The organism is Pseudomonas lini (genome assembly GCF_030812475.1).
Lineage (GTDB): Bacteria > Pseudomonadota > Gammaproteobacteria > Pseudomonadales > Pseudomonadaceae > Aquipseudomonas > Aquipseudomonas lini_A.
This window is the reverse complement of sequence record NZ_JAUSSR010000009.1, coordinates 219,606-233,951: the sequence shown is the minus strand read 5'-3', so window position 1 is coordinate 233,951 and position 14,346 is coordinate 219,606. Positions and strand designations below refer to the sequence as shown.

15 protein-coding genes are annotated in these 14,346 nt (G+C 60.7%); 2 read left to right on the top strand and 13 right to left on the bottom strand.

Annotation, left to right across the window (positions count from 1 at the left end; genetic code table 11):
• Nucleotides 1–5: 5 nt before the first annotated feature.
• The 13 genes from J2W17_RS18900 to J2W17_RS18840 form a co-directional block, all read right to left on the bottom strand.
• Nucleotides 6–875: a MaoC/PaaZ C-terminal domain-containing protein gene (locus tag J2W17_RS18900; RefSeq protein WP_307337411.1), complete on the bottom strand. Its 870-nt coding sequence runs from the start codon at nucleotides 873–875 to the stop codon at nucleotides 6–8.
• Between the two features lie 67 nt (nucleotides 876–942).
• On the bottom strand, nucleotides 943–1,860 hold the full coding sequence (locus J2W17_RS18895) for an SDR family NAD(P)-dependent oxidoreductase (RefSeq protein WP_307337408.1): 918 nt from the start codon (nucleotides 1,858–1,860) through the stop codon (nucleotides 943–945).
• A 62-nt stretch (nucleotides 1,861–1,922) separates the two neighbouring features.
• A complete protein-coding gene (locus J2W17_RS18890; RefSeq protein WP_307337404.1) occupies nucleotides 1,923–2,735 on the bottom strand; it encodes an enoyl-CoA hydratase in 813 nt (270 codons plus the stop codon).
• A gap of 10 nt (nucleotides 2,736–2,745) precedes the next feature.
• Complete coding sequence (locus tag J2W17_RS18885) at nucleotides 2,746–3,909, bottom strand: acyl-CoA dehydrogenase family protein (RefSeq protein ID WP_307337400.1); 1,164 nt, start codon at nucleotides 3,907–3,909, stop codon at nucleotides 2,746–2,748.
• A 17-nt stretch (nucleotides 3,910–3,926) separates the two neighbouring features.
• The gene (locus J2W17_RS18880; RefSeq protein ID WP_307337395.1) at nucleotides 3,927–5,081 is read right to left on the bottom strand and encodes an acyl-CoA dehydrogenase family protein; all 1,155 of its coding nucleotides are present in this window, start codon (nucleotides 5,079–5,081) and stop codon (nucleotides 3,927–3,929) included.
• Between the two features lie 2 nt (nucleotides 5,082–5,083).
• Entirely contained in the window at nucleotides 5,084–6,280 is a 1,197-nt protein-coding gene (locus tag J2W17_RS18875; RefSeq protein ID WP_307337392.1) for an acyl-CoA dehydrogenase family protein, read from the bottom strand.
• Nucleotides 6,281–6,289: 9 nt separating this feature from the next.
• On the bottom strand, nucleotides 6,290–7,435 hold the full coding sequence (locus J2W17_RS18870; RefSeq protein WP_307337389.1) for a CaiB/BaiF CoA transferase family protein: 1,146 nt from the start codon (nucleotides 7,433–7,435) through the stop codon (nucleotides 6,290–6,292).
• 1 nt (nucleotide 7,436) lies between these two features.
• The gene (locus J2W17_RS18865) at nucleotides 7,437–8,288 is read right to left on the bottom strand and encodes an SDR family oxidoreductase (RefSeq protein ID WP_307337386.1); all 852 of its coding nucleotides are present in this window, start codon (nucleotides 8,286–8,288) and stop codon (nucleotides 7,437–7,439) included.
• Between the two features lie 3 nt (nucleotides 8,289–8,291).
• The gene (locus tag J2W17_RS18860; RefSeq protein ID WP_307337383.1) at nucleotides 8,292–9,083 is read right to left on the bottom strand and encodes an enoyl-CoA hydratase/isomerase family protein; all 792 of its coding nucleotides are present in this window, start codon (nucleotides 9,081–9,083) and stop codon (nucleotides 8,292–8,294) included.
• Nucleotides 9,084–9,093: 10 nt separating this feature from the next.
• Entirely contained in the window at nucleotides 9,094–9,882 is a 789-nt protein-coding gene (locus J2W17_RS18855; protein WP_307337380.1) for an enoyl-CoA hydratase/isomerase family protein, read from the bottom strand.
• A gap of 10 nt (nucleotides 9,883–9,892) precedes the next feature.
• Nucleotides 9,893–10,795 (bottom strand): enoyl-CoA hydratase/isomerase family protein, encoded by a 903-nt coding sequence (locus tag J2W17_RS18850; protein ID WP_307337376.1) that lies wholly within the window; start codon nucleotides 10,793–10,795, stop codon nucleotides 9,893–9,895.
• On the bottom strand, nucleotides 10,687–11,838 hold the full coding sequence (locus J2W17_RS18845) for a thiolase (protein ID WP_307337374.1): 1,152 nt from the start codon (nucleotides 11,836–11,838) through the stop codon (nucleotides 10,687–10,689). The genes J2W17_RS18850 and J2W17_RS18845 overlap by 109 nt, the downstream gene beginning before the upstream one ends.
• Nucleotides 11,839–11,896: 58 nt before the next feature.
• Nucleotides 11,897–12,208: a Zn-ribbon domain-containing OB-fold protein gene (locus J2W17_RS18840; protein WP_307337371.1), complete on the bottom strand. Its 312-nt coding sequence runs from the start codon at nucleotides 12,206–12,208 to the stop codon at nucleotides 11,897–11,899.
• A 420-nt stretch (nucleotides 12,209–12,628) separates the two neighbouring features.
• Here J2W17_RS18840 and J2W17_RS18835 point away from each other — a divergent pair, with 420 nt between their 5' ends.
• Together J2W17_RS18835 and J2W17_RS18830 are read left to right on the top strand one after the other, a co-directional pair.
• On the top strand, nucleotides 12,629–13,816 hold the full coding sequence (locus tag J2W17_RS18835) for an acyl-CoA dehydrogenase family protein (RefSeq protein WP_307337368.1): 1,188 nt from the start codon (nucleotides 12,629–12,631) through the stop codon (nucleotides 13,814–13,816).
• Nucleotides 13,817–13,866: 50 nt separating this feature from the next.
• On the top strand, nucleotides 13,867–14,346 hold the full coding sequence (locus J2W17_RS18830) for a MaoC family dehydratase (RefSeq protein WP_201195554.1): 480 nt from the start codon (nucleotides 13,867–13,869) through the stop codon (nucleotides 14,344–14,346).

The following is a 14,346-nucleotide window of genomic DNA, read 5'->3' as shown; positions in this document are numbered from 1 at the left end:
ACTCCTCAATCGATCTCGATCAAACCGTTGTTCAGCACCACAGTGTCGCGACTGTCGATCCGTGCCCGCAGGTGCACCCGACCGCCCTCGCCGTTCCAGAACTGGAAGCGCAACGTTTCACCCGGGTAGACCGGCGAGGTAAATCGCGCGGCCAAGCGCTTGAGCCGCGATGCTTCGCCATCGGCACAGCACTTGATCGCGGCGAAAGCCGCCATGCCGTAGGTGGCCAGGCCATGCAGGATCGGCTGTTTGAAACCCGCACGTGACGCCACCTCAGGATCGGCATGCAACGGGTTGGCATCGCCGGACAGCCTGTAGATGAGCGCGGCCTGGGCAGGCGACAATAGTTCATATTCAAAATCAGGCGCGCGATCCGGCACCGCCGGCAGGCTCTCCGGCGGTTCGTCACTGGCGCCGCCTTGCGCCGTATAACCGCCGTCACCACGCAGGAAGGACACCTGGCGCGTCTGGGCGATGCGCTCGCCACTGTCGGCATCGATAATGTCGCGCAGCAGTTCGACGATGGCGCCCTTGCCTTCACCCTTATCGCAGACCCGATTGACCCGGGTACGGCTGATCACCGTTGCGCTGGTCGGCATCGGCAGAAACCAGCGGGTATCCTGCTCTCCATGAACAAGTTTGAGGTAGTTCACGCCGGTGTCAGGGTTGGTCATCCATGGCTTGGGCCAAGCGATTGCCGCCGCGAGCGTCGGCACCGATTGCAACTCTTTTTCATAGGTGAACCGCAGTTGGACGGGGTCCATTGGATCACCCCCCACCCCGAGGCCGAGAGCGTAAAGAATGGTGTCGCGCTCCGTATAGCTGCGCGTGACCTCTTCGATGGGCCAGTGCTTGACGCGTTCATAGTTCAACATGGGGATCGCTCGCAGTTGGTGTCAGGCTCGCCCCAACGACCGTCGATGGGGCTTGATGGCATTCAGCTCAGATGGGTTCCCAGCTGTAGACGTCGTGAGTCTGATGCAATGGCAGGAAGCTTGAACGCAGCGCCGGTATGGCGTGCTCGGCCACGTCGCGCGGGGTCCAGCCATTGTCACGGTGAACGGAACGGGTAACGCGCGGCTGACTGACCAGCATGATTTCGTTGGCACGTACGTAGAAGATCTGGCCCGACACGTCCTTGGCCTGGTCGGAGGCCAGGAACACCGCCAACGGCGCTTGACGCGAGGGGTGCATCATTCGCTCCATACGCTCGGCCTGCAGCTTTTTCTCTGGCGTGTCAGTGGGGACCGCGCCGATCATCCGGCTCCAGGCCGCTGGAGAGATGCAGTTGGAGCGCACGCCGAAATTGGCCATGTCCAGGGCGATCGCCTTGGACATGCCGACGATGCCCATCTTGGCCGCCGCGTAATTGACCTGACCGATGTTCCCGACCAGGCCGGTGTTGGATGTCATATGGATGTAGTTGCCCGACCCCTGCGCGCGGAAATGCGGGGCGGCGGCGCGGGCCATGAAGAACGAACCATTGAGGTGCACATTGAGCACCGCCATCCATTCCTGCTCGTCCATTTTGTGGAACATGCGGTCACGCAGGATGCCGGCGTTGTTCACCACGGTGTCGATCTGGCCGAACGTATCCATCGCAGTTTGCACGATTCGATGGGCCGAATCCCAGCCGGCTACGCTGTCAGTGCTGGCGACAGCTTCGCCGCCGGCCGCCTTGATTTCATCGACCACGCGTTGCGCAGGGCCCGCGTCCTGGCCTTCGCCGTGGACCGAAGAACCCAGGTCGTTGACCACTACACGGGCACCTTCAGCCGCCATTGCCAATGCAATGGCTCGGCCAATTCCGTTCCCGGCGCCGGTCACGACGACGACTTTACCTTCAACCATCCCACTCATAACGGATTCCTCTTGTTGTTAGATTGGACCACTGCCCCACAGGAGCCCGTGGTCGCGAGTATTCAGAATTTATCGTCCGGGAACTGCGGTGGGCGCTTCTCCATGAAACTGGCGATGCCCTCCTTGTAGTCTTCCCCTTGATTGGCGATCGGCATATCGAGACCGGCGCTCATCACCGCCTCATGACACGTCTGGAACGGCACTTCCCACAGCTGCTGCTTCATGATGCGCATCGAGCGCGGCGAGCAGTTCTGCGCCAGGTCACGGGCGTAGGCATAGGTGTGAGCAACCAATTCATCGGCAGGCACAGCGAGGTTGACCAGGCCCATGCGCTCGGCCTCGCGGCCCTTGATCTTGCGTCCCGACAACAGCAGGTCCAGGGCATGCGCCTGGCCGACATGGTGTTCCAGGATCCAGGCCATGCCGTACTCCGCTGTCAGGCCACGACGGGCGAATGCTGTCGTGATCGTGGCGTCTTGCGCGGCAAACCGGATGTCGCAGAACAGTGCGTGGATAAGGCCGATTCCCACTGTCGCGCCATTGAGCATGGCGATCACGGGTTTGGGAATGGCCGGGTAATAAGAGCAGCGGGTCTGCCAGTCGGCGCGCTTGCGCATGTCGAAGGGCCGCGGCAGCTTGGTCATCAACCCGTTCGGGTCGCCGCCAAAGCTATTGATGTCACCGCCCGCGCAGAAGGCCTTGCCGGCACCGGTGAAGACGATCACTCGCACGCCCGGGTCCGCACCCGCCGCCTGCATCGCGTCGTACACCTCTGTCGCCACCTGGTCATTCCAGCTGTTGAGCTGGTCCGGCCGGTTGATGGTGATGGTGGCGATGCGATCCTTGATTTCGTAGAGAATGCTCTCGTAGCTCATGCCAGCCTCCTCAGAACGACCGCGGCAGACCGAGAATGTGCTCGGCCACGTAGGAAAGGATCAGGTTGGTGGAGATCGGTGCCACCTGATACAAGCGGGTCTCGCGGAATTTTCGTTCCACGTCGTACTCGCAGGCGAAGCCGAAACCCCCATGGGTCTGCAAGCAGGCGTTCGCCGCCTTCCACGAAGAAGTCGCAGCCAAGTGCTTGGCCATGTTGGCCTCGGCGCCGCACGGCTGGTGAGCGTCGAAGAGTTCGCAGGCACGGTAGCGCATCAGGTCCGCAGCACGGATGTCCATGTAGGCTTCGGCGATGGGGAACTGGATACCCTGGTTTTTCCCGATCGGCCGATCGAACACCACGCGGTCGTTGGCGTAGCGCGTGGCACGGTCGACAAACCAGTAACCGTCACCGATGCATTCGGCCGCAATCAGCGTGCGCTCGGCATTGAGCCCGTCGAGGATGTACTTGAAACCCTGCCCTTCTTCGCCGATCAGGTTTTCTTCCGGGATCTCCAGGTTGTCGAAAAACAGCTCGTTGGTCTCGTGGTTGACCATATTCGGAATAGGCCGCACATCGAGCCCTTTGCCAATGGCGTCATGCAAGTTGACCAGGAAGCACGACAAGCCCTCGGATTTCTTTTTCACATCGGCCAGCGGCGTTGTGCGAGCCAACAGAATCATCAAGTCCGAGTGCTGGACGCGAGAAATCCATACCTTCTGCCCGTTGATGACATAGCGATCACCTTTCTTTACAGCGGTGGTGCGCATCTTGGTGGTGTCGGTACCCGTGGTGGGTTCCGTCACCGCCATGGACTGCAGGCGCAACTCGCCACTGGCGATCCTGGGCAGGTACAGGCGCTTCTGCGCTTCGGAGCCGTTTCGCAGCAAGGTGTTCATGTTGTACATCTGACCGTGGCAGAACCCCGAATTGCCGCCATTGCGGTTGATCTCTTCCATGATCACCGACGCCTCGGTCAGGCCCAACCCCGAACCGCCATACTCTTCCGGTATCAGCGCGGCCATCCAGCCCGCCTTGGTCAGGGAGTCGACAAATGCTTCCGGGTAAGTGCGCGCATGATCGATCTGGCGCCAGTATTCATCCGGAAACTCTGAGCACAGGCTGCGCAAGGAGTCACGCAGTTCGCGGTACGGGTCGTTTGCGTCATGTTTCATAGGATTCTCTCGTCGATTCAGGCGTCAGCGGCGATCAGTCCGCCGTCGCGCGCCAGCTGGGCTAGATGGTGGTCGGCATCGCCGAACAGGATTTCGATCATGGACAGGCGCCGCATGAAATGGCCCACCTGACATTCTTCGGTCACGCCGATGCCGCCATGCAGTTGCACGGCCTGCTGCGCCACGAAGCGCGCCGATCGGTTGATCTGCACTTTGGCCGCGGCGATGGCACGGCGACGCTCGAGCACGTCTTCTTCGTTGACCATCATGCTGGCGTAATAGGCCATGCTGCGCGCTTGCTCAATCATCACCAGCATGTCCACCGCACTGTGCTGCAGCACCTGGAACGAGCCGATGAGCACGCCGAACTGCTTGCGCAGTTTCAGGTATTCCACCGTCATGTCGAACGCCTGCTGCATCGCGCCGACGGCTTCAGCGCACAGGGCCGCAATGGCACCGTCGACGGCTTTCTCGATCAGCGGCAACGCCTGGCGGGACGCACCGAGCAGCGCCACCAGCGGGACGCGCACGCCGTCGAGGGTGATGTCTGCCGCGCGCAAGCGGTCCTGGGTTTGATAACCCCTGCGGCTGACGCCGACAGCCTTGGCGTCGACGACGAACAAGGCGATGCCATCGGGATCGCACCGCTCGCCGCTGACGCGAGCTGACACGATCAATTGGTCGGCACAGTCACCATGCAGCACGAAGCGCTTGCAACCATCGATGACCCAGTGATCCCGATCGCGGCGGGCACGGGTGTCGACGTCGGCCAGGTCATAGCGGGCTTGTGCTTCGCTGTGAGCAAATGCCAGGAGCCGTTCCCCGGCAATGAGGGGCGGCAGTATTTCGGCGCGCTGGTCCTCATCGGCGGCACTGGCCACCAGGCCGCCGGCCAGCACCACACTCGCCAGATAGGGCTCGAGCAGCAGGCCACGGCCCACCGCCTCCATGACGATCATGGTTTCAGCCGGACCGCCTGCGAAGCCACCGTCAGCTTCGGCAAACGGCAAGCCGAGCAGTCCCAGTTCGGCGTAACTGGCCCAGAGTTCACGACTCCAGCCATCGGCCTCGCCCAAGTAACGCGCGCGCTGTTCAAAGCCATAGCGGTCGGCGACCAGACGGTCGACCGCATCCTTGATCATGCGCTGTTCTTCATTGAAATCGAAATTCATGCTTAAAGTCCGAGCAGAGTTTTGGCCAGGATGTTGTGCTGGATTTCGTTGGAGCCCCCTACGATGGAGACGTGGCGTACCCAGTAGTAATTCGGCGCGATAGTGCGTGCCCAATCATCGTCGTGTTGCACCTCACGTTCGCCCGTGACGAAAGCGTGGTCATACTCCAGGGCGTCGTACCCGGCGACCTCCATCAACAGCTCCGTGGCGGCCTGTTGCAGTTCGGAGCCTTTCATCTTGAGAATGGAGCTTCGCGGATCCGGGCTGTGGCCGAACTTGTCGCTGTCGGCGATGACACGCATCTGCGTCATTTCCAATGCCTTGAGCTCGACTTCCAGGGCGGCGACACGCTCGCGGAAGCGCGGCTGGTCTGCCAGTACGCCATCGCCGGCGGGCGTCTTTCGCGCCAACTGCTTGGCCCGACGTACGCGGAATTTGGACAGGCCGACACGGGCGATTCCTCCCCGTTCGCTACCCAGCAGGAACTTGGCGACATCCCAGCCGCGGTTCTCTTCGCCGATCAGATTACTCACCGGGATACGCACGTTATCGAGGAACATCTCGTTTGTTTCGTGATGTCCGTCCAGGGTAACGATCGGGCGAATGGAAATGCCGGGGGTTTTCATGTCCATCAACACAAAGCTGATGCCCTGCTGCTTCTTCGCCGTGGCGTCGGTGCGCACGAGGACGAAACACCAATCGGCATGATGGGCAGTGGAGGTCCAGAGCTTCTGACCGTTGACCACATAATGGTCGCCATCGCGCACCGCGCTGGTTCGCAAAGAGGCCAGATCCGAGCCCGCGCCAGGCTCCGAGAAGCCCTGACAGAACCAGTAATCCATGTTCGCGACGCGTGGCAGAAAGTGCTCTTTCTGTTGCTGGGTGCCGAAGGCAATGAGCACCGGTCCGATCATGTTCATATTGAAGGAGATCGGCTCGGGTGCGGGCGCCATGTGCAGCTCCTCCTTGAAGATGTAATGCTGCGTAGCGCTCCAGGCCTGCCCGCCCCATTCCGGGGCCCAGGCCGGGCATGACCAGCCCTTGGCATTGAGAATCTGCACCCAGTTGACCATTTCCTCCTTGGAGAGGCGCTGGCCATATTCAACCTTGCGCCGGATCGAAGCAGGCACGGCATTCCTCAGAAAATCCCTGACCTCATCGCGAAATGCCAGTTCTTCCGGTGTGAATCGCAATTCCATGGAGTTTCCTCAATCAATGATGCCGCATTCACGCAATTGGGCGACCCGATCCGGGGCGAACCAGGCGGACAATGCGGTATCGGTGTTCGACGGTGTGATGGGCTGGGGTGCAAAGGGGGTTTGCGGGACGCTGCGCGAGAAACGGGGTGCAGGCGCAGGCTGAGTCACACCGTCGACTTCGATGAAGGTGCCCCGTGCGCGCAGATGCGGATGGTCGGCGGCCTCGGTAAAACTCAAGACCCCGGCAGCGCAGGCATCACTGGCCTCCAGCAGCGCGACCCATTCGTCCCGGGTGCGGCTGCTGAAGCGCTCGGCGAGCACCTGCTTGGCATTGGCCCAGGCGGAGCGATCCATCTGCTCTCCCAAAAGATGCGGGTCCAGATCCATGAGGCGCAGCAGCTCGTCGTAGAACTTGCTTTCAATGGGACCCACACTGATGTACTTGCCATCGGCGCAAGCATAGCAATCGTAGAAAGGCGAGCCGCTGTCGGTAATGTTGGTCCCGCGTCCCTCCTTCCAGATGCCGGCAGCCATCATGCCGAAGAACGTAGTCGCCAGGTGCGCCGTACCGTCCACGATCGCCGCGTCCACCACTTGACCCTTGCCCGAACCTTTGGCCTCAAGGATGCCGGCCAGCAGACCGAGCGCCAGGTACAACGAACCGCCCGCGTAGTCACCCAGCAGGTTCAGCGGGATCGTCGGCGGCTGACCTTCACGGCCAATCGCGTCGAGAACGCCGGTGAGTGCCAGGTAGTTGAGGTCGTGACCGGCATATTTGGCCATCGGGCCCTGCTGGCCCCAGCCAGTCATGCGGCCATAAATCAGCCGTGGGTTGCGGGCCAGACACTCCTCCGGCCCCAAGCCCAGGCGTTCAGTGACGCCAGGACGGAATCCTTCTATCAGAGCATCTGCCTGCTCTACTAACTGCAGTACCGTCTCCACACCCGCTGGATCCTTGAGATCGACAGCAATCGCATAGCGGTTACGCAGCAGGGTGTTGTACTGCAACGGACGCTCGATACCGAGCTTGGCAGGCTGCTTGCGGTCGACACGAATGACGGTCGCCCCCAGGTCGGCCAGTAGCATCGCGCACATCGGACCCGGACCAATACCGGCCAGCTCGACGATTTTGATTCCCGTCAGTGGACCGCTCATATCATGAACGCCCTTGGCCGCGCATGGCCTGCCACTGGTCTTCGTTCCAGTCCTGCATGGCACGGAAGCTCGGCCCGCCCACACCCTGCATCCAGCGCCCGCCATCCATCACGATCATTTCGCCGTTGATATAGGCGGAGCCCTCACTGGCCAGATAGCTGTACAGGTCCGCCAATTCGCGATGGTCGCCAAAACGGCGCAGCGGAACGCTCTTTTCCTGGGGTTCGACCTGCGAACCCGGTGGATAGAGCTGCTCCCACGCACCAGGTGTTGGAAACAACCCGGGGGCCACGCAATTGAGACGAATGCCCTTGGGCCCCCATTCCACGGCCAGGCTGCGGGTCATGGCCAGCACCCCGGCTTTGGCGGCAGCGCTGGGCGCGGTGAACGCCGATCCGGTCATGGTCGGGGTGGAAACGGTGCTGATCACATTGCCGCCACGCCCCTCGGCGATCCAGCGCTTACCGGCGGCGATGGCGCAATAGAAGCTGCCGTGCAGGACGATATCCAGCACCGCGTCCACCGCTCGCGGCGACAGCGTCTCGGTGCGTGCGATGAAATTGGCGGCAGCGTTACACATGAGCACGTCCAAAGGCCCGCTGCGCCAGATCTCTTCCATCATGGCTTCGACCGACTCAGCGTCGCGCACATCGGCCTGCACGGTACTGACTTGCGCTGTCGGCAGTGCATCGCGAAACTCCTCAGCGGTAGCGTCCAGCACTTCCTTGCGCCGACCGGCGATGACCAGCTCCGCGCCCAGCTCCAGGAAACGTCGGCCGATGCTCTTGCCCAATCCGGTACCACCACCGGTAATCAGGATTTTTTTGCCTGCCAAAAGGTTGCTCGCAAACATGGTTCAATTCCCGCTGAAATTGGGTTGACGTTTTTCCATGAAGGCCGTAACAGCCTCCTGGTGATCCTGGGTCTGGCGGGTCAGCGGGTTGAGATCCACCTCCCGGCGCCATGCGGCCTCGATGCTGTCGCCGCCACGTACCAGCGATGACTTGAGCAAGGCCAGGGTGACCGGCGGCAACGCTGCCAGGTGCTGAGCTCGAACCACAGCCGCTTCCAGGGCTTCGCCTGGTGCGACGACCTGATTGAAGAGGCCGAATTGCCCCGCCTGGATGCCATCGAAAGGTTCTGCACCCAGCATCAGTTCGCGAGCCTTGCTTGCGCCGACTTTCTGCGGAAGGGTCCACAACAGGCCTGTATCGGGTAGCAGGCCGACCTTGACGAAAACGCAGGCCAACTTGGCCGCTTCGCTACCGACCGCCAGGTCACAGGCGGCGGCCAACGAAATGCCGGCGCCCATGCAGTTGCCCTCTACCGCCGCGACCACCGGTTTGTCTCCGGTGAACAGCAATCGAAATAGGCGCACACCGATGCTGATGCGCTCGCGCATCTGCAGCAACGAAGGCGATACGGTAGTCATTTCAGACAAGTCGCCGCCGGCACAGAAATGTCCGCCAGCACCAGTCAGCACGATGGCACGGCAGCTGTCGTCCTGGTGGTGCAGCCGGTGGAAGGTTTCCAGCAGTGCCAAACGCATATTCAACGAGAAGGCGTTGCGTCGTTCGGGATAGTTCATGGTGACGATTGCCACGCTGCCCCGATGTTCTACCTGGACGATGTCGCTGTGTTGAGTCATCACAGGTTCCTTATTGGCCAGTGAATACAGGGGAGCGCTTTTCGAGGAAGGCATTGGCCGCCTCGATATGGTCACTCGATTGGCGCAACAGCGGCTGGAAGTCGATCTCGGCGCGCAGTGCGGCGTCCATGTCATCGGACGAGAACGTCAACGCTGCTTTGGTCAATGCCACGCCAAGCGGTGGCAGCTTGGCCAGGGTCTTGGCGTAGTCGATGGCCGCGCTCAGCGCCTGTCCGGGCTCGACAACCCGGTTAGCCAGGCCGATACGCCCCGCTTCGACGCCGTCGATTTCACGCGCCAGTGACAGCAACTCGCGGGCCTTGGCCGGCCCAATCTTCTTGGGCAGCGTCCACAGCACGCCGGTATCGGGAATCAGTCCGATACGCAGAAACGCCGCACAAAACCTGGCGCTGGATGCCGCCACCAGATAGTCGCTCGCCACCGCCAGCGAAAGACCGGCACCAAAAGCCACGCCCTCCACTGCCGTCACGACCGGTTTCGGCCCCCCGAGCAAATCACGCACCACTTCACAGGATTCTTCGAGTATTTCCCGACTCTGCAACACGGTTCGCTTGGTCATTTCGGAGATATCGGCGCCGGCGCTGAATTGCCCGCCCGCACCGGTCAGGACGATGGCACGTGACTCGGGGTCAGCGACCATGAGCCGATGCACCGTGTCGCGCAACGCGAGGCGCATCTGGCGGCCCATCGCATTACGCCGTCCGGGATTGTTCAGGGTGATGATCGCCACTTCGCCATCGCGGGTGACTTGAATACGTTCGTCGGTATGTTCGGACATTGCGCTCTCCTCAATTGCCAACGAATACGGCAGGACGTTTTTCCATGAAGGCCTTGGCGGCTTCCTGGTGGTCCTGGCTGCGACGCATGATCGGCTGCAGATTGACCTCGGTTTCGATCGCCTGATCGAGCGAACCAATGCCGTTGGCCAGTGCAGCTTTCAGGTGTGCGAGCGCCAACGGCGGCATGAGCGCATATTGGCGGGCGATGTCGACGGCGGCCTGACGGGTTTCGCCCGATGGTGCCAGTTGGTTTGCAAATCCGATGCGCAGCGCTTGCTCGCCGTTGAACTCGTCAGCGGTAAGCATCAACTCACGCGCCTTGGCGGCACCGACCCTTTGGGCGAGCGACCAGAAAAGACCTGTATCAGGCATCAGGCCGACCTTCACGAAGGCGCAGGCATAACGCGTATCGGGCGCACAGACCACATAATCACTGGCCGCTGCCAAAGAAACCCCCGCACCCATGGCGAACCCTTCGACCGCTGCGATCACGGCCTTGGGCCCTTCGACCAGCAGGCGGAAGATATTCAACGGCAAAAGGTTACGTTCACGGTATTGCATCACCGTGCGTTCCTTCATCTCGGAAATATCGCCGCCGGCGCAGAAGACGCCGTTGGCGCCGGTCAGGACGATGGCCCGGCAAGAGCCGTCCTCATACATCAGCCGGTAAAGGACCTCATACAGGGTTTCGCGCATTTTCAGCGAAAATGCATTACGTCGCTGAGGGTAGTTCAAGGTCACAACGGCAACGTCGTCAGACTGCTCGACTTGAACGATTGAATCGGTAATGGTCGGCTCCTGGCTCACAGCGTGTCCTCCGTACCAAGAATCAACGTCGCCTGGCTGGACAACACGCCGCCATTGCCGTGGGCAATCGCGAGCCTGGCCTGCGGCACTTGGCGCGCGCCGCATTGGCCCATCAACTGCTGGGTGGCCTCGACCATGGTGAACAGGCCATACATGCCGGGATGGACGCACGAGAGTCCACCGCCATTGGTATTGACCGCCAGTGTTCCGCCGGGGGCAATGGCGCCTCCTGACACGAATCGACCGCCTTCGCCTTTCGGACAGAACCCCAGGTCTTCGAGAAACAGGATCGGATTGATGGTGAACGCGTCGTAAAGCATGACGACATCAATGTCCTTGGGGTCGACGCCCGCCATGGCATAGGCACGCTGCCCTGATTCACGAGCAGCGGTGACGGTCAGGTCGGGCATCGAAGCAATCTCGCGGTGTGAAGTGGCCGAACCTGCGCCCAACAGATAAGCCGGTCGGGCAACCAGGTCACGGGCACGGTCGGCTCGGACCATGACTACGGCCGCAGCACCATCGGTCACCAGGCAACAGTCACGCACAGTCAACGGATCGGACACCATTCGCGCATTCAACACATCATCGATGCTCAAGGGATCGCGCATATAAGCGTCCGGATTGAGCTGTGCCCATTTACGCGCTGCAACAGCGACTTCGGCGAGCTGCTCGCGCGTGGTGCCGTACTGATGCATGTGCCTGGCGGCGGCCAGCGCGTACGAAGACACCGGATTCATCGGCCGGTACGGGGTTTCCCAAGGCGATGGGCGCGACGATTGCACCAGCTTGCCGGACGAGCTTTTCTGGTTGCTGCCATAGGCAATGAGAGCTACATCGATCTGCCCCGCAGCCAGAGCCATTGCAGCGGTGTGGGCGTAAATCTGAAACGCCGATCCACCGGTACGATTGTTGTCGGTAAAGCGCGGATGGATACCCAGATATTCCGAGAAGGTCAGGCCGGAGAGCATGTCGTCGGGTACGCTGACGAACAGTCCATCCACATCCGCTGGCGTCAACCCCACCTGTGCCAGTGCGCGAACGCTGGCCGCTGCTGCCAGGTCCATGGATGACAGACCAGGGGCTTCGCCCATCCCATAAGTGGCGCCCGCCACAATGGCCGTTTGTCCACGTAGACTTTGATTCATTAGTTTCCTGCCTTTGTTGTTATGGCTGCAGGTTTGCAATTATTGTGCACCGCGCCGATCAGACTGGCTCGAACACCAGCACCGACGCATCAGCGTCCAGCGCTACGATCTTTGCCCGCACCGGCATACCGATGCGCACCTCTTCAGGCGGCACCCCTTCGACACGAGACATCATCCGTACGCCCTCCTCCAGATCAATCAACGCCACATTGTAGTTAGGCGTTGGAGGACGCTGGCGGACCACGGTCGAGGAGTAGACCACGCCCAGTCCGCTGGCTTGCACCCACTCCAGGTCGGTGTTTCCGGTTCCAGGCTGGGCGACGCGCGGATAGAAGAAGTAGCCACCGTTCTGGCGACTGCGCTGCAACATGAAGCGTCCCTCATTAAGGAACCGTTGGTAGTCGGATTCTGGCTGCAGGCTTTGCATGAGCTCTCCAGTGACAAGCGGCTATGTTTTTATGAACATCGTTCCGAATAGTAAACGCTAGCTTCGTAATTCGTCAAGCCATCGACGGCGGCTCTGCCTACTCTTATGCACTATGCGAAACGGCGTTTCCATTAATTTCTAATATTTGTCGCTCGTTTGACCCTTCGCAAAATTTTTCAAGACGGACCGAAACGCCCGCACACTCTGGTTACGCCCAGATATCGAAGCACACGCGGACAAATGTCCGCTCACATCAGCTTGACACTTTCGATGACCGTCGTTTACTTTTACGAACATCGTTCAGAATATCACCTTGCCCTGTAGCGACCGATCATGCAGCGGGTGCAGTCCATGACTGGAGCCATGAAAACCGTGAATTACGAATTGACCGATGAACAGCGAGAAATCCAGGACCTGATCCGTCGGGTTGCCCGGGAAAAGGTCGCGCCCAGAGCGGATGAGATCGACCGCACGGCGGAATATCCCCATGACATGTTTGCCCTGCTCAAGGAGCTGGGGCTGTTCGCACTCCCCTTCCCAACCGAGTACGGCGGCACCAACAGCTTGCTGTCCGCCTGCATCGCCGTCGAGGAACTGGGCCGGGTCTGCTACAACACCGGCTATCTCCTGGTCGTGCAATGGACCCCGTTCGGCGCCATCCTTGCCGGTGGAACCGATGAGCAAAAACAACGCTTGCTGCCAGGGCTGGCCAGTGGCGACTTGCGCGGCGCGCTGTCGATCACCGAGCCGCAAAGCGGCTCTGATGTCTCAGGCATCAAGACTTCCGCACGTCGAACCGAAGGCGGCTACGTCCTCAACGGCGCCAAGATCTGGTGCACCAACTCCAACATGGCTGACTTCATCCTGGTAGCCGCCAAGACGGTGGCCGAGGACGGCTCGGCCCTGGGCATCAATCTCTTTATTGTTGACCGGGGTACGGAAGGACTGACCATCGGCGCGCCGGAACACAAGATGGGTGCACGGGGGGTCGCGGCCTGCCCGCTGTTCTTCGACAACGCCTTCATTCCGGTCGCCAACCGCGTGGGCCCTGAAGGCGGTGAAGGTTTCAAAGTTGCTATGGAAGCCCTCAATACCAGTCGCCCCTTGGTGGCCGCTCGAGCGGTGGGCCTGGCACAGGGCGCTATCGATCATTCGGTCGATTACATCCAGAACCGCGTGGCCTTCAAGCAGAAAGTCAGCGACTTCCAGGGGATACGCTGGATGGTTGCGGACATGGTGACGCAAACCGAAGCCGCACGGCAGCTCGTCTACCGCACCGCGTCCATGGTCGACGCCGGAGTGTCAGGACGCACCCTGGCCCCGATGGCGGCCATGTCGAAATTGTTTGCCTCCGATGTTGCGATGAAGGTTGCCACAGACGCGGTGCAACTGTTCGGTGCGGCAGGCATTTCCAATGAATACCCGATCAATCGGTATTTCCGTGATGCCAAAGTCGTGCAGATCATCGAAGGCACCAATCAGATACAGCGCAACATCATTGCCGACAGCGTGCTCGGCCGTATTGCCCGCAGCGACTCGAAAGTTCGCTGAGGCGATGTACCCATTGCAGTTCCACATAACCAACGCCAGGAAACAATAAGATGGAACAGATCGAAACCGTGGGCCTGGGCATTCACTGGGAAGATCTCCCGGTTGGGCGCCGATTCAAAACCGTAGGTCGAACCGTGACTGAGGCCGATGTCGTTAACTTCGTCTCGGTAACCGGCATGCTTGAAGTGCTTTTCACCAACGTGGAATTCCTCAAGGAACAATCAGCCATCAAAGGCCGCGTTGCCCCTGGTGCGCTGGTCTTCACATTCGCCGAGGGTCTGCTGACACAGGCCACCATGCAGGGAGTGGGTTTCGCGTTCCTCAACATGGAACTGGACATCAAGGGACCGGTCTTCGTCGGCGACACCATCCACGTGGAATGTGAAGTCATCGAATGCCGTGAAAGCAATGGCCGTCCTGGTCTGGGGCTCGTGCGTACGCGCAACCGCATCTACAAACAGGACGGCACTCTGGTGCAGGAGTACACCCCTCTGCGCCTTGTCAAAGGCAAGGACTACAGGGCTGACTGA